Origin of the sequence: Janibacter hoylei PVAS-1 (assembly GCF_004025845.1) — a bacterium.
GTDB classification, from domain to species: Bacteria; Actinomycetota; Actinomycetes; order Actinomycetales; family Dermatophilaceae; genus Janibacter; species Janibacter hoylei.
In genome coordinates, this window is record NZ_PIPF01000002.1 from 108,074 (window position 1) to 123,111 (window position 15,038).

Consider the following 15,038-nt stretch of genomic DNA (forward strand, 5'->3'; position numbering starts at 1 on the left):
GCGAGGAACCTCGGTCCCTGAGGAGGTGAGGAACGAGCCGTCTCGAAGGGCCATCTCGAAGGGCGCACCGAGGGGCCTGTGGAGAACTCCACGGGCCCCTCGGCGTTTTTTCCTAGCGTGTGGGGCATGGGCGGACAACGCATCTCCATCGACAGCGAGGGCATCGCGGGGCTGGGTCGACAACTGACGGCGATCGCCGACTACCTCGAAGAGAAGGCGGCCAAGGCCAACAACGAGGCGGTCGAGACCTTCGGCTTCCCGAGCTGGACCGGCACCCAGGCCTACGAGGCGGCCATCGGTGACTACGAGCGCCGGCGCAAGCAGGCCTGCACGCAGCTGCGTGCGCTCGCGCGCCTCGCCCAGGACGCCGGGTCCTGGTACGTCGAGACCGAGGACCTCGTCGACGAGCGCAACCGGGGGGTCCTCTGATGGCGCTCGAGGACCCGGGGACGATCGAGGAGGGCGACCCCGCCGTCATCCGCGCCGAGGCCGACGAGCTCAAGACCGTAGCGGCCAACATCCACACCGTCGTCAACCTGCTGCGCACCGTCTCGACGAAGGGGGTGTGGGACTCGTGCTCGGGGACGATGTTCGAGCGGGAGGTCGGCACGACGCCGAGCGACCTCGTCGCCACCGCCAACCGGCTGAGCGGTGCCGAGCGGATCATCCGCCCCTACGCCGACCGGCTCGAGGAGAGCCAGGCGACCCTCAAGCGGCTCCGGGGGCGCTACGACACCAACACCGCCACCGCGCAGGCCCGCAAGGAGCGCCTGGCGACGATGACGCCGGAGGACCCGGAGTACGTGACGGTCGAGCGGGAGTACCGGGCCGCCGCCAACTCGCGGGAGATGAACCGGCGCGGCTTCGCCCGTGAGGCCGACGCCGCGGCGGCCGACGAGCACGCCGTTGCCGCGAGCCTGGCCGTCGTGGGGTCGGACCTGTCGGACGAGCGGCTCTACAACACCTTCGAGCAGTCGAGCCGGGTCGGGACGAGCTCGCTCGCCACCAACCCGGTCTCAGGCTTCGTCAAGCCCATGGGCGTCCTGGCCGCGGGCGATCCGATCGGCAGGTTCGGCCGCCGGGCCGTGTACGGCGAGGGCAGCTACTCCGACGTCGGCAAGAGCACCTATCTCGCGGCCGTCGACACGATGATCCCGCTGAGCCGGCAGATCAAGACCGGGCGGCGCATCAAGGCCGCCGACCGGGCGGCGGAGCTGCGCAGCATCCGGGCCGCCGACAAGTCGACCAACCCCATCGCCCACCGGCGTATCGGAGCGGATGCCAAGAGCTGGGCGAAGCACAAGGCGGCCACGTCGAAGGTGCGGGGGAGGCACAAGGCGACCGACTGGGCCAGGGAGACCTCCGGCATCAACTTGGCCGACGACTTCGCGACCGACTGGGCAGCCGTCGCCGGGTCGGGCCACGTCCGCAAGGGCGGCGTCATCGTCACCTACGGCGTCCGCAAGACCAACCACACCGTCTCCCGGGTCGAGTCGGGGATCTCCACCGGGCAGTCCATCGACGCCGCGGCCGACAAGGTGACCGAGTCCCCGTCGGAGCGGCAGGAACGTGAGGCGGCCGCCGAGCGAAGGGAGGAGGCGCAGAGGTCGCGACGGGCGGGGGCGATCGACGACCTCACCGGGTCGCACCTGGTCTCACCGGTGCCGTAGGGGAGGATCAAAAAAGGCGTTGCCGCGCCCTTCGCCCCGGTGCGAGCGTGACCTCATGACGAGCGACATCGCGATCACCCGCATCGACCCTGCCGACGAGAGCCAGGTCGAGGCCCTGCTCGAGCTCGACACCCTCGTCTGGGCCGACAGCGCGCGCCGACCGCGCGAGGCACAGCTGCGCGACACCCCGCAGCGAGCGGGCTTCGTCGCCACCCGCGGGGGAGAGCCTGCGGGCACCGCCGGGTCCTGGGACGTCGAGGTCTCCGTGCCGGCTGCGGGAGGCGAGGGGGCCTCCCTTCGTCCCGCGGAGGGGCTGACGTGGATCGGGGTGCACCCCGACCACCGGCGGCGCGGGGTGCTCACCGCCGTCATGGGCCACCACCTGCGGTGGACCCGCGACGAGCAGGGACGCTCGCTGTCCGTGCTCAAGGCGTCGGAGCACATGATCTACGGTCGCTTCGGCTACGGGGTGGCGAGCACGGTGCTGCGCTCGAGCTTCGGGCGGGGCACGAACTTCGCCGCGCCGCCGCAGGTGAGGGAGCTCGCCGACGCGACGACCCTGCAGACCACGACGGCGGGCCCCGACCAGGCGGACCGGTGGCACGACCTCGCCCGAGCGGCCGCCACCACCGGTGCTGGGCAGGTCGTGCGCAGCCGCGAGGACTGCGCCCGCCTGCTCTACGACAGTCCCGAGAGCCGCGGCGACCGCGAGCCCGCGCGCCTGCTGTGGGCGACCCGCGACGGTCGCGACGTCGGCGCCGCGTACTTCCACCGCACGCCGCGCTGGTCCGACGGACGACCCGAGGGGGAGGTCGGCGTCTTCTTCCTCCTCTCCACCGACGTCGGAGCCCGGCTGGCGCTCGCCGACCGGCTCGTCGACCTCGACCTCATGGGCAGCACCGTCTACTGGGTGACCCTCGACGACCCGCTCGTCACGTGGCTGCCCTCGCCGCGTGCCCTCGGCGGAGGCGGACCGAGCGACTGCCTCTGGCTGCGCATCGTCGACCTGCCGACCGCCGTCACCGAGCGCGGCCACGCCGCCGACCTCGACGTCGTCGTCGAGGTCGGCGACCCGACCCTGCCCGAGCAGGCCGGTCGTTGGCGCTGGACGGCCACGCGCGGTGGCGTCGGGGCGCTCGAGCGCACGGAGGCAGCCGCCGACGTCACGCTCGACATCGGTGACCTCGGGGCCGTGTGGCTCGGCGGTCAGACCATCGCGGCCCGCGCCGCCGCCGGCTACGTCACGGGTGACCCGGCCGCGGTCGCCGCGCTCGACGCCGCGCTGCGCACGCCGGTCGGGCCGGTGACGACGATCGACTTCTGACCTTCGGGATGGCGCCCTTCGAGACGGTCGCCGGGCGACCGCCCACGCGGGGCGTGGGACCCACTCAGGGGCCGTGGATATCCTGACTGTCATGCCTGACTCCGCCCTGCGTGCACCCGTCGCGGCGGAGGACCTGCACTACAACGAGGAACTGCCGGTCGTCGCGCGCAAGGACGACATCGCCGAGGCGATGCGCGAGCACCAGGTCGTCATCGTCGCGGGGGAGACGGGGTCGGGCAAGACGACCCAGCTGCCCAAGATCGCCCTCGAGATCGGGCGCGGTCGTGCCGGCCAGATCGGCCACACCCAGCCGCGTCGGATCGCCGCGCGCTCGGTCGCCGAGCGGATCGCGCAGGAGATGCAGGTCGAGCTCGGCGGGCTCGTCGGCTACCAGGTCCGCTTCGCCGACCACAGCAGCGACGGCACGGCGGTCAAGGTGATGACCGACGGCATCCTGCTCAACGAGATGCAGCGCGACCGTGACCTGCGCCGCTACGACACGATCATCATCGACGAGGCCCACGAGCGCTCGCTCAACATCGACTTCATCCTCGGCTACCTCAAGCAGCTGCTGCCGCGTCGCCCCGACCTCAAGGTCGTCATCACCTCGGCGACGATCGACCCGGAGCGCTTCGCGGAGCACTTCAGCGACGAGATGGGCGAGCCCGCACCGATCATCGAGGTCTCCGGCCGCACCTACCCCGTGGAGGTGCGCTACCGGCCCCTCGGCGAGGACGACGACGATGACGGCGACCAGGTGACCGGCATCTGCCGGGCCGTCGAGGAGCTGTGGACCGAGCCCGAGTCCGGCGGCCCGCGCGATGCCCTCGTCTTCCTCTCCGGCGAGCGCGAGATCCGCGACGCCCAGGAGGCCCTGTCGGGGATGCAGCTGCCCGACACCGAGATCATCCCGCTCTACGCACGCCTGTCCGCCGCCGAGCAGCACCGGGTCTTCGCGCCCCACTCCGGGCGACGGATCGTGCTGTCGACCAACGTCGCCGAGACCTCGCTGACCGTGCCCGGCATCCGCTACGTCATCGACACCGGCACCGCGCGCATCTCCCGGTACAGCCAGCGGACCAAGGTGCAGCGCCTGCCGATCGAGCGCATCTCGCAGGCCTCGGCCAACCAGCGCGCCGGTCGCTGCGGACGCGTCGCCGAGGGCGTGTGCATCCGCCTCTACAGCGAGGAGGACTTCGCGGCACGAGCGGAGTTCACCGATCCCGAGATCCTGCGCACCAACCTCGCCAGCGTCATCCTCCAGATGACCTCCCTCGGTCTGGGCGACATCGCGCGCTTCCCCTTCATCGAGCCGCCGGACTCCCGTCAGATCACCGACGGTGTCCGTCTGCTGCAGGAGCTGCAGGCCTTCGACACGGAGACCCGGGCGAAGGGGGCCCGTCGCCTCACCCCGACCGGCAAGACCCTCGCCCGCCTGCCCGTCGACCCACGTCTCGGGCGCATGCTCATCGAGGCCGACCGGCTCGGCTGCACCACCGAGGTCCTCGTCATCGTCGCCGCCATGTCGATCCAGGACCCCCGCGAGCGGCCCACCGAGCAGCGCGCGCAGGCCGACCAGCAGCACGCCCGATTTCGCCAGGAGGGGTCCGACTTCGCGAGCTGGTGGAACCTGTGGGTCTACCTCAAGGACCAGCAGAAGGCCTTGTCCGGCAGCGCATTCCGCCGCATGTGCAAGCGGGAGTACATCCACTTCCTGCGCACCCGCGAGTGGCAGGACCTGCACAGCCAGCTCGTCCGCGCCGCCAAGCAGCACAAGATCGACACCCGGCAGCGCACGTCCGCGCCCGACGCCGAGCCGGACTGGGACCGGGTCCACCAGGCCCTGCTCACCGGGCTGCTCAGCCACATCGGCCTGCGCGACGAGGACAAGCGCGACTACCTCGGTGCCCGGGGTGCCCGCTTCTCGATCCAGCCGGGCACGACGAACTTCAAGCGGCAACCCCCCTTCGTCATGGCGGGGGAGCTCGTCGAGACCAGTCGGCTCTGGGCCCGCTCGTCGGCCCGCATCGACCCCGTGTGGGCCGAGCGCGCCGGCGCCCACCTCGTCAAGCGGACCTACTCGGAGCCGCGCTGGAGCAAGAAGGCCGCCTCCGTCATGGCGACCGAGCGGGTCACCCTCTTCGGCGTGCCGCTCGTCGTCGGGCGCCCCGTCTCCTACGGCAAGATCGACCCCGTCGCCAGCCGTGAGCTCTTCATCCGGCACGCCCTCGTCGAGGGGGAGTGGGACGCTCACCACGACTTCCTCGCTGCCAACCGCAAGCTCGTCCGGCGCCTCGAGCAGCTCGAGGAGCGGGCCCGGCGACGTGACCTGCTCGTCGACGACGAGGACGTCGTCGCCTTCTACGACGAGCGGATCCCTGCCGAGGTCGTCTCCGGCGCCCACTTCGACAGCTGGTGGAAGTCCGCCCGTCGTGAGCAGCCCGACCTGCTCACGCTGACCGAGGACCTGCTCACCCGCGACGACGCCGAGGCGGTGAGCGGTCGCGACTACCCGCGCCGCTGGCGCACCGACGGGCTCGAGCTCGCCGTGACCTACCAGTTCGAGCCCGGCTCCGAGGACGACGGCGTCACCGTCCACGTGCCCGTGCAGGTGCTCAACCGGCTGACCGCCGACGGCTTCGACTGGCAGGTCCCCGGGCTGCGGGCCGACCTCGTCACCGCGCTCATCAAGTCACTGCCCAAGGCGACCCGCCGCCACCTCGTCCCCGCCCCCGACCACGCGCGGGCCGCGCTCGCCGAGCTCGACCCCGATGCCGGCACGTCGATCACCGCACAGCTGTCGACCGTGCTCGGCCGCCGCGGCGGCATCCGCATCGACGAGGGGGAGTGGGACTGGACCAAGGTCCCCGACCACCTGCGCATCACCTTCGCCGTCGAGGACTCCCGGCGTCGCCGCCTCGGCCGCGGCAAGGACCTCGAGGCCCTGCGTGAGGAGCTCGCCGGCCACGTCCAGCACGGCATGTCCCGGGCCGGGGCCTCCATCGAGCGCACCGGCCTGACGACCTGGGACCTCGACGACCTGCCCGAGACCTTCACGACGAAGTCCGGCAAGCACACCGTCGTCGGGTACCCCGCCCTCGTCGACGAAGGGAGCAGCGTCGCCGTCCGCGTCCTGCCCGACGAGCAGCAGGCGCTCGGTGCCCACCGCGCCGGCGTGCGCCGGCTCCTCCTGCTCGGGACGGCCCCGCCGTGGAAGCGGGTGCTCGCCCGCCTGACGAATGCGCAGAAGCTGGCGCTCGCCGACAACCCGCACGGCTCCGTCCCCGCCCTGCTCGACGACGCCCTCGCTGCCGCCGTCGACGACATCGTCAGCCAGCACGTCACCGGCCCGGTCCGCTCGCGGGCAGCCTTCGACGAGGCGCTCGCCGCCACCCGCACCCACGTCGCCCAGCGGGTGCTCACGGTGGTTGCCGAGGTCGAGCCGGTGCTCGCGCAGCGCACCGAGGTCCTCGCCCTCCTCGACCGGATGACCGCGCCCGCGGTCGCGGTGACCGTCGCCGACGTGCGCGCCCAGCTCGACGGCCTCCTGCGACCGGGCTTCGTCGCCGACACCGGTCTGGCCCGCCTGCCCGACCTGCGGCGCTACCTGCGCGGGATCTCCCTTCGTCTGGAGCGGGCCGCGGACAACCCGCGCCGCGACGCCGGCCACCAGGAGAGCATCGACGCCGTCGAAGGCGCCTACGCCGACCTGCTCGACGCGCTGCCACCGCTGCGCCGCAGGTCCCCGGACGTCGTCGCCATCGGGTGGATGATCGAGGAGCTGCGCATCTCGCTCTTCGCGCAGTCGATCGGCACCGCGCAGTCGGTCTCCGCCAAGCGGGTGCGGGCGGCCATCGCGGCCGTGCCGACCTGAGGGGGGAATGGCCACGGCGGAAGCGTCGTTGCGACAATGAGTGCTTCACCGACCAGGAGGACCTGACGTGACCGAGCGCCTCTACCGCTACGAGGTCGACACCGACCCCGCCATGCTCCTGCCGGGGCCGTTGGTCGTCGCCTTCGACGGCTTCTTCGACGCCGGCATGGCCCAGCGACTCCTCGTCGAGCAGCTGCTCGAGGCGGGCGACGCGACCGTCGTCGCCTCCTTCGACGTCGACTCGCTCATCGACTACCGCAGCCGCCGCCCGGTCATCACCTTCGACGCCAACCGGTACGTCGACTACGACGACCCGGCTCTCCTGCTCTACCACCTGCTCGACCGCGACGGGCAGACCTACTACGTCCTCACGGGTCCGGAGCCGGACTACCGGTGGGAGGCGGTCATCGAGGCCATCACCGCGATCATGGACGACCTCGGCATCACCCTGGTCGCACACGCCCACGGCATCCCCATGGCCGTGCCGCACTCCCGACCGGTCGGCATGACGGTCCACGGCACCGACGAGCGTCTCATCGGTGAGCACAAGCCGGTCTTCGGCACCGTCCAGGTGCCCGCCTCCCTCGCCGCGCTGCTCGAGATGCGCCTCGGGGAGTCCTCGCGCGACGCCGTGGGCTTCAGCATCCACGTGCCGCACTACCTCGCGCAGTCGACCTTCCACGACGCCGCCCTCACCGCGCTCAACGCGATCGTCGACGTCACCGGGCTCAACCTGCCCAACGACGCCCTCGTCGAGGCCGCCCGGGAGGGGCGCATCCAGATCGAGCGCGAGGTCGAGGACAACGACGAGGTCCGCGAGGCCGTCCAGGCGCTCGAGCGCCAGTACGACGTGCACCTGCGTGGGCTGGAGCGCCCGAGCCTGCTCGCCGGCGAAGGGGAGGACCTGCCCTCCGCGGACGAGATCGGCGCCGACTTCGAGGACTTCCTGCGCACGGTCGACGAGACCGACAACCCCTGAGGCGCTACTTCGCCTCCGACCACCGCCGCACGACGGAGGTGTCGGCGACGAAGTGGACCTGGTCGCCACCGAGCCAGCGACGAGCGGCGTCGGTGAGCGAGCGGTCGACGAGGGCCGCGGCCTCCTCCGCGTGCTGCTGCGGCACGTGCACGAGCAGCTCGTCGTGCAGGCACAGCACGATCCGGCCGCCCAACGGCCGCACGGCCACCCGGACCGTCGCCGCCCACGCCTTGAAGAGCTCGGCGGCCGAGCCCTGGATCACCGCATTGCGGGCGAAACGACCACGGGCGGCCGCCACCCCCTCCCGACCGGCGTCGTCGAGGCCGTCGGCGCCGAAGTCGGTGCGCACCAACCGCCCGCCGTACGTCCGGACCGGCTCACCGCGTCGCCCGCGCTCCTGCGCGCGCTGCAGGTGTGCCATCGCCACGGGGTACTCGCGCTCCAGGCCGGCGAGAGCCTCGGCCGCCGGGCCGGAGCGCTGCCCGTACATGGCCGCGAGGACCGCGATCTTGGCGACCGGTCGCTCCACCCCGAGACGCTGGGCGACCGGGGCGTAGAGGTCGTCGGCGCGCGTGGCCGCGGCGAAGGCCGGGTCGCGCGAGACCGCGGCGAGCACCCGCGGCTCGACCTGGCCCAAGTCCGCCCGCACGAGGACGTGGCCCTCGTGGGCAGCCACCGCGGGGCGCAGCTCCGCCGGTAGGTTGTGCAGCCCCGCCTGCGCGGTCATCCGGCCGGCCGCCCCGTCGCACGCCGCCCACGCGCCGCGCAGCCGGTCGTCGGGCCCGACGTGCTCGCGCAGCCACCGCCAGCCGTAGGTCGTCGCGATCCGCTCGCGCTTGCGCCACTCCAGCAGGGCCGGGACGACCGGGTGGGCGCTCGCGTGCGCCTCGAGGACCCACTTGCGCGTCGAGGGGACGTCGATGCCGGCCCGAGCGAGCAGCGCCTTGACCTGGGCCGGGTTGCGCAGGTCGACGTGGCCGGTGCCGGGGACCGCGGCGAGCACCGGCGCGTCGCGGGCCGCGCGAGCCGCGAGCTCCTCGTCGAAGGTGCTCGGCTCGGGGCCGGCTGCGTCGGTGACGAGCCGGCGGATCGTCTCGCGGTCGATCGGCAGCCCGGTGCGGGCCAGCTCGACGCACAGCACCGCCGTCGCGGACTCGGCGTGCGCGGCGGCGATCGCACGAGGACCGCGGGCGGTCATCCCTTCGTGCTGGCGGGCGGCGACCTGCCGGGCCGCCTCCGCAAAGGCGGCGCACCGCTGCGGCGTCGTCAGCCAGGCACCCGTCACGGCGTCGGCGCGCAGGTGACCGTCGTCGCGCACCAGTTGCTCGGGGGGCACCTCGTCGGCCAACAGGTCGAAGAGGTCACCCGTCGGGGCCGTCGGGGCGGTCGTCGGGTCGAGCCCGTGGGCGGCAGCCCAGGCCAGCTCGGGCCCGGCCGGCCAGCCGCCGTGCGCGAGTCGGTGCACCTCCGCGACGTCCCACGTCCGGTCGAGGGTCGCGCCGGCCGCGACGAGCGGTGCGACGGAGGCCGCCGACCAGGTCACCCAGCGCACGCCGGGGGAGAGGACGGCGACGAGCGAAGGGAGGTCCCTCCCCAGCACCGCCGGCCCGTCCGGAGGCAGCACCGCGCCGACGCCGTCGACCCCGACGACGACGGCTCCCGGCTGCTGTCCACCCACGCTGCGTGAGGCTACCCGGGCCCTCCGACCACGCCGCCGAGCACGCACGTCGTGAGCATGCGGGGCAGGCGGACTGCGTGGCAGGATGCCGACATGGGATTCATCTCCGACCGACTCGGCTTCGGCCGCAAGCAGCAGGTGCAGGACACCCGGACCGCGCTCGAGCAGGCGCGTGAGCCCGAGCGGCAGGGCGCCCTGGCGAGCTCCTCGATCAAGCTCGTCGAAAACCTCCTCGACACCGGCATCGACGGCCGTGGTCCCTTCGACTCGGCGGCCACGATGGCCGACAAGGCCCTGGCCAAGCACGGCGGCAACGCCGACAAGGCGATCGACGAGATCATCGCCGACACCCTCAAGCTCGCCGGCGCCTCCGGCTTCGTCACCAACCTCGGTGGCTTCGCGACCATGGTCGTCGCGCTGCCGGCCAACGTCCTCGGCTTCTACGTCCTCGCCACCCGCATGGCGGCCTCCGTCGCGCGGGTCCGCGGCTACGACCTGAGCCAGCCCGAGATCCGCTCGGCGGTCCTGCTCAGCCTCGTCGGCGCCGACGCCCAGGATCTCCTCGCCAAGGCCGGCGTGGTCGCGCCCACCGGCCGGCTCGCCAGCATGGCCGCGCAGCGTCTCCCCGCCCCCGCGCTCATGGTCGTCAACAAGGCGGTCGGCTTCCGCATCCTCTCGTCCGCGGGCAAGGGCGTCTTCGCCCGCTTCGGCAAGGCGGTGCCCGTCGTCGGTGGCGCCGTGGGCGCCGGCATGGACCTGTGGCTGATGAAGCAGCTCGCCGACCACGTGCGCAAGGAGTTCCCGCCCGCCTCCTGATCGTCGCGACGCGCCGGTGCCACCCCGTCGGGTGGCACCGGCGTCGTGGCGCTGGTAACTTCCGCCGGGCCCACGCCCGCTCAACGGAGAGTTGCCCATGTCCTTCGCCGAACTCGTGGAAGGCGCCAACGGCGTCGTCTGGTCCATCCCGCTCGTTGGGCTCTGCCTGCTCGCCGGCCTCTACTTCACGGTCCGCACCCGTCTCGTCCAGGTCTTCGGGATCCCGGACATGATCAAGCAGTTGCGCGAGGGGGAGTCCTCCGTCGACGGCACCTCCTCCTTCCAGTCCCTGATGATGTCGCTGGCCAACCGCGTCGGCATGGGCAACATCGGTGGTGTGGCCACGGCTATCGCCTTCGGTGGCCCCGGCGCCGTCTTCTGGATGTGGACTGTCGCCTTCCTCGGTGCGGCGACCTCCTTCATCGAGTGCACGCTGGGCCAGATCTACAAGGAAAAGGACCCGGACACCGGTGAGTACCGCGGTGGCCCGGCGTACTACTTCGAAAAGGCCTACGCCCACAAGGCGCGCACCCTTTCGCTCGCCTACGCCGTGACCTTCGCGATCTTCACCGTCTTCGCGATGAGCTTCTTCCTGCCGGGTGTCCAGGCCAACGGCATGTCCTCGGCCCTGAACTCCGCGTGGGGCATCCCGACCTGGGCCACGGCCATCGGCATCGTCATCGCGCTCGCCTTCATCGTCATCGGTGGCGTCAAGCGGATCGCGACCTTCGCCGCCTTCGTCGTGCCGCCGATGGCGATCCTCTACATCCTCGTCGCGCTCGTCGTCTTCTTCGTCAACGTCGACCAGATCGGGCACGTCTTCAGCGAGATCTTCTCCGGCGCCTTCGGTGCCCACGCGGTCTACGGCGCGATCATCGGCCAGGCCGTCAAGTGGGGTGTCCAGCGCGGCATCTACTCCAACGAGGCCGGTCAGGGCACGGGCCCGCACCACGCCGCGGCCGCCGAGGTCTCGCACCCGGCGAAGCAGGGCTTCGTCCAGGCCTTCGCCGTCTACATCGACACCCTCTTCGTCTGCACCGCGACGGCCTTCATCATCATCTCGACGGACATGTACTCCGTCTTCGAGGGCGAGACCTACCCGGGCCCGACCTTGTACGAGGGTTCGGTCGGCACCGACGTCGAGCCCGGGCCGGGCTTCGTCCAGGCCGGCCTCGACAGCTTCGTCCCCGGTGCCGGGTCGGGCTTCGTCGCCCTGGCTCTCGTCTTCTTCGCCTTTACGACGATGGTCGCCTACTACTACATGGCCGAGGTCAACCTCGCCTACCTCACCCGCAAGATCCGCAACGGCGTCGTGCGTCGCGGTCTCATCCGGGCCCTGCAGGCGCTGATCCTCGTCTCCGTGGCGTACGGCGCCACGACGACGGCCGGGTCCGCCTGGGGCTTGGGCGACATCGGCGTCGGCACGATGGCCTGGCTCAACATCCTGGGCATCCTCCTGCTGCAGATCCCGGCGCTCAAGGCGCTCAAGGACTACCGCGCGCAGAAGAAGCAAGGTCTGGACCCGCAGTTCGACCCGCGGGAGCTCGGGATCGAGGGCGCGGACTTCTGGGTCGAGCGGGCCGAGGGGCGCGTCGCGCAGGGCACCCCGGCCGGGGCCGAGCGCGACTGACTCGGCCTGGCGCCGCCATGGCGCTGCTCACCTGACGGAATCCCGGCCGGGCGCGCTACGTTGGATCCAGCGGAGCGTGCCCGGACCGGGGACGCCCGAGCAGAGGAGACCGCCATGGCCACCCACCGCGTCCGCAACGCCGCCCACCTTGCCTCCGCCGTCCGCAGCGCGACCCGTCCCGGCGGGCCGACCCTGTGGCAGCGACTGCGCGCCGTGCCGCGGATGATCCGCGCCGTGCGCTCGGGCCAGTACACCGGACTGAGCTCGACCCGGCTGCTCATGATGCTCGCCGGCGTCGGCTACGTCGTCTCGCCCGTCGACATCGTCCCCGAGGGCCTGCTGCTCGCCTTCGGCCTCGTCGACGACGTGCTCGTCATCGGGTGGCTGGCGACGACCCTCGTGCGTGAGACCGAGGACTTCATCGCGTGGGAGCAGGGCGCCACCGCGGCCCCGGCCGGTGCGCACCACGGCGCCCCGCAGTGGGAGCAGCCGATCCCGTCGTACGTCGTCCCCGACTGATCCACAGGTCCGGAGGCGTCCGAGCGGCCCTCCACAGCCACGACTGGCCCCTGCCGGCGCGCGTCGGCAGGGGCCAGATTCGGTGTATGACACAGATCGTGAGACCCCGCGACGCCGCCGAGCTCGCCGTCCTGATGCCCTACCAGCTCGGGTTCCACCCCGGGCCCTCCGTCTGCCTGACGCTCATGCGCGAGCGGCGCCTCGGTCTGCTCCAGCGGCACGACCTCGTCGCCGAGCCGGACGTGGCTCGGCGTGTGGCCGCGGAGGCCGTCGCCATCGCGCTCCGGGAGGGGGCGAGCAGCGTGCTGCTCATGGCCTTCGAGGACGACGAAGGGCAGTCCCTTGCCCTGCGAGCGGCGATGACCGCGGCGGCTCTCGAGGCCGGGCTGCCGGTGCACCAGCACCTCGTCGTCCGCGACGGCCACTGCCACACCGTCGACGGCCCGGGGGCGGGCCGTGCCCTGCGTCTCCCACGACCCGAGGACGTGCCGGCGGTCGCTCCCTTCGTCGAGGCGGGGGTCTGCCCGGTACCCAGTCGGGATCACCTCGTGCGGGGGGTCCTCGCGGAGCGGGACGAGACGAGGGCGGCCGCCGTGGCCGTGGCGGCCAGCCCGCTGGGCGTGCGTCCCCGGGTCCCGGAGATCGCCACGGCCTGGACCCGGCTGCTCGACCCCGACGCCGGGGCCCGGCCCGTAGGCGACCTGGCCGACCGCGACCTGCTGGTGATCGCGAGGTCACTGCAGCTCGTCCCGTGGCGCGATGCCCTCCTCGCCGTGCTCTGTCCCGGGACCATGCCCCTGACGGGGGTCGACGAGCACTGGATCTCGCTCGCGCTCGAGGTCACGAGGTGGTGCCCGTGGGTCCTCGGGGACGACGAGCTCGTGCCGGAGGTGGGGGAGCACCGCGACGGGGTGCTCGCCGTCCGCACCCGGCTGCTCGAGCTGGCGCGTCTCGTCCCGGCCGAGCTCACCCCACCCCTGCTGACCAGCGCGGCGCACCTCGCGTGGTGGACGGGCGACGGCACGGTCACGGGGGTGTGCCTCGAGCGGGCTCTGCAGGTCGACCCCGACTACCGGCTCGCGGGGCTCATGCTCGAGCTGCTCTCCCACGGGGTCCGGCTGTGGGAGACGCCCAGAGTCGCCTGACCGGAGCAGGCCTCGTCCGCGCTGCGGACCCGGCTCGATCCGGCCGCCCGAGTGAGGTTAGAGTTGGCGCCAGGTCATGAGTGTCAGCGTCAAGCCCCGGCTAGCTGGCCGGCAACCCTCCTCGCGACGGGGTGCCCCGGGTGATGACCCGGCCGCATCGGAGTGATGTGGCAAGGCGAGACCCGGGAGCCCTCTCATGAGCGTATCCACCACACGGCCCACCACCTCTGCCCTCTGGCGTGACGACCACCCGTCCGGCGACCGCCTCTTCCAGCCCATCGGTGACCTCGTCGTCGAGTCGGGCGAGGTGCTGCCCGACGTCGTCCTGGCCTACGAGACGTGGGGACGGCTCTCGCCCTCCCGCGACAACGCGGTGCTCGTCGAGCACGCGCTCACCGGTGACAGCCATGTGGTCGGTCCTGCGGGCGAAGGTCACCCGACACCGGGATGGTGGCCCGGGCTCGTCGGGCCCGGCGCCCTCCTCGACACCGACGACTTCTTCGTCATCGCGATCAACGTGCTCGGTGGGTGCCAGGGCAGCACCGGCCCCGCGTCCCCCGGACCAGACGGCCGTCCGTGGGGCAGTCGCTTCCCGCGGCTGACCATCCGCGACCAGGTGACGGCCGAGGCGCGCCTTGCCGACGCCCTCGACATCCCGAGCTGGCACACCGTCATCGGTGGCTCGATGGGCGGCATGCGCACGCTCGAGTGGGTCGCCTCCTACCCGGACCGGGTCGGTACCGCGGTGGGCCTCGCATCGACCGCCTACGCCACGGCCGAGCAGATCGGCTGGAGCCAGACGCAGATCCACGCCATCCGCAACGACCCGTGGTTCGCCGGCGGCGACTACTACGGGCACCCGCAGGGCCCGGAGGTCGGCCTGGGCATCGCGCGGCGGATCGCACACATCACCTACCGCAGCGAGATGGAGCTGCACGACCGCTTCGGTCGTGATGTCCAGGACGAGGCGCCGGGGGAGAGCGGCCGGCCGCGCTACGCGGTCGAGAGCTACCTCGACCATCACGGGGGCAAGCTGGCGGCGCGCTTCGACGCCAACTCGTACATCGTGCTGTCCGAGGCGATGAACTCCCACGACATCGGACGCGACCGGGGTGGCATGGCGGCGGCGCTGGCCCCCTTCACCGGCCGGCTCGTCGTCGTCCCGGTGGACTCCGACCGGCTCTACCCGCCCCGGCTCTCGGACGAGATCGCGCGGGCCCGACCGGGCACGGAGCAGGCGATGATCCGCTCCGTCGTCGGCCACGACGGCTTCCTCACCGAGGTCGACCAGGTGGCCGCGCTCCTGGGCCAGGTCGTCGCAGGACGGCCCCTCGTCGACACGAGGAGCCGGAGTGAGACAGGTCACGGCGGTGCGGTGTAGCGTCTGGCCAAGACCCGTCCAG

General features: G+C 72.4%; 11 protein-coding genes and 1 riboswitch. Of the genes, 10 read left to right on the top strand and 1 reads right to left on the bottom strand.

What is annotated here, in order from left to right:
- Positions 1-126 precede the first annotated feature (126 nt).
- The 5 genes from CWN80_RS02790 (at position 127) to CWN80_RS02810 (ending at position 7,847) form a co-directional block, all read left to right on the top strand.
- A complete protein-coding gene (locus CWN80_RS02790; RefSeq protein WP_128276843.1) occupies positions 127-429 on the top strand; it encodes a hypothetical protein in 303 nt (100 codons plus the stop codon).
- Positions 429-1,670, top strand: coding sequence for a hypothetical protein (locus CWN80_RS02795; protein WP_128276844.1), 1,242 nt, complete (start codon positions 429-431; stop codon positions 1,668-1,670). The genes CWN80_RS02790 and CWN80_RS02795 overlap by 1 nt, the downstream gene beginning before the upstream one ends.
- A gap of 55 nt (positions 1,671-1,725) precedes the next feature.
- Complete coding sequence (locus CWN80_RS02800) at positions 1,726-2,994, top strand: GNAT family N-acetyltransferase (RefSeq protein WP_128276845.1); 1,269 nt, start codon at positions 1,726-1,728, stop codon at positions 2,992-2,994.
- A gap of 91 nt (positions 2,995-3,085) precedes the next feature.
- Positions 3,086-6,868, top strand: coding sequence for an ATP-dependent RNA helicase HrpA (gene hrpA, locus CWN80_RS02805; protein WP_007925355.1), 3,783 nt, complete (start codon positions 3,086-3,088; stop codon positions 6,866-6,868).
- A 67-nt stretch (positions 6,869-6,935) separates the two neighbouring features.
- A complete protein-coding gene (locus CWN80_RS02810; protein ID WP_007925347.1) occupies positions 6,936-7,847 on the top strand; it encodes a proteasome assembly chaperone family protein in 912 nt (303 codons plus the stop codon).
- Positions 7,848-7,851: 4 nt separating this feature from the next.
- On the opposite strand, the gene CWN80_RS02815 is transcribed toward CWN80_RS02810, so the two are convergent.
- The gene (locus CWN80_RS02815) at positions 7,852-9,525 is read right to left on the bottom strand and encodes a DNA polymerase (protein WP_007925346.1); all 1,674 of its coding nucleotides are present in this window, start codon (positions 9,523-9,525) and stop codon (positions 7,852-7,854) included.
- Positions 9,526-9,618: 93 nt separating this feature from the next.
- Between CWN80_RS02815 and CWN80_RS02820 the strand changes: the two genes are divergently transcribed.
- From CWN80_RS02820 to metX, 5 genes are all read left to right on the top strand, one after another.
- Complete coding sequence (locus CWN80_RS02820; RefSeq protein WP_128276846.1) at positions 9,619-10,341, top strand: EcsC family protein; 723 nt, start codon at positions 9,619-9,621, stop codon at positions 10,339-10,341.
- Positions 10,342-10,438: 97 nt separating this feature from the next.
- Positions 10,439-11,971 carry an alanine/glycine:cation symporter family protein gene (locus CWN80_RS02825; RefSeq protein ID WP_007925344.1) on the top strand — a complete coding sequence of 511 codons (1,533 nt, stop codon included), beginning with the start codon at positions 10,439-10,441 and terminating at the stop codon, positions 11,969-11,971.
- A gap of 114 nt (positions 11,972-12,085) precedes the next feature.
- Positions 12,086-12,490: a YkvA family protein gene (locus tag CWN80_RS02830; protein ID WP_007925343.1), complete on the top strand. Its 405-nt coding sequence runs from the start codon at positions 12,086-12,088 to the stop codon at positions 12,488-12,490.
- Between the two features lie 86 nt (positions 12,491-12,576).
- The gene (locus tag CWN80_RS02835) at positions 12,577-13,635 is read left to right on the top strand and encodes a DUF4192 domain-containing protein (protein ID WP_007925342.1); all 1,059 of its coding nucleotides are present in this window, start codon (positions 12,577-12,579) and stop codon (positions 13,633-13,635) included.
- 72 nt (positions 13,636-13,707) lie between these two features.
- Positions 13,708-13,818, top strand: a riboswitch (SAM riboswitch).
- Positions 13,819-13,831: 13 nt separating this feature from the next.
- Positions 13,832-15,016 (top strand): homoserine O-acetyltransferase MetX, encoded by a 1,185-nt coding sequence (gene metX / locus CWN80_RS02840; protein WP_007925341.1) that lies wholly within the window; start codon positions 13,832-13,834, stop codon positions 15,014-15,016.
- The last annotated feature ends 22 nt before the right edge of the window (positions 15,017-15,038 follow it).

Coding starts and splice junctions, on each gene's coding strand:
- CWN80_RS02790 (WP_128276843.1), top strand. CDS start 127: ATGGGCGGACAACGCATCTCCATCGACAGCGAGGGCATCGCGGGGCTG.
- CWN80_RS02795 (WP_128276844.1), top strand. CDS start 429: ATGGCGCTCGAGGACCCGGGGACGATCGAGGAGGGCGACCCCGCCGTC.
- CWN80_RS02800 (WP_128276845.1), top strand. CDS start 1,726: ATGACGAGCGACATCGCGATCACCCGCATCGACCCTGCCGACGAGAGC.
- hrpA (WP_007925355.1), top strand. CDS start 3,086: ATGCCTGACTCCGCCCTGCGTGCACCCGTCGCGGCGGAGGACCTGCAC.
- CWN80_RS02820 (WP_128276846.1), top strand. CDS start 9,619: ATGGGATTCATCTCCGACCGACTCGGCTTCGGCCGCAAGCAGCAGGTG.
- CWN80_RS02825 (WP_007925344.1), top strand. CDS start 10,439: ATGTCCTTCGCCGAACTCGTGGAAGGCGCCAACGGCGTCGTCTGGTCC.
- CWN80_RS02830 (WP_007925343.1), top strand. CDS start 12,086: ATGGCCACCCACCGCGTCCGCAACGCCGCCCACCTTGCCTCCGCCGTC.
- CWN80_RS02835 (WP_007925342.1), top strand. CDS start 12,577: ATGACACAGATCGTGAGACCCCGCGACGCCGCCGAGCTCGCCGTCCTG.
- metX (WP_007925341.1), top strand. CDS start 13,832: ATGAGCGTATCCACCACACGGCCCACCACCTCTGCCCTCTGGCGTGAC.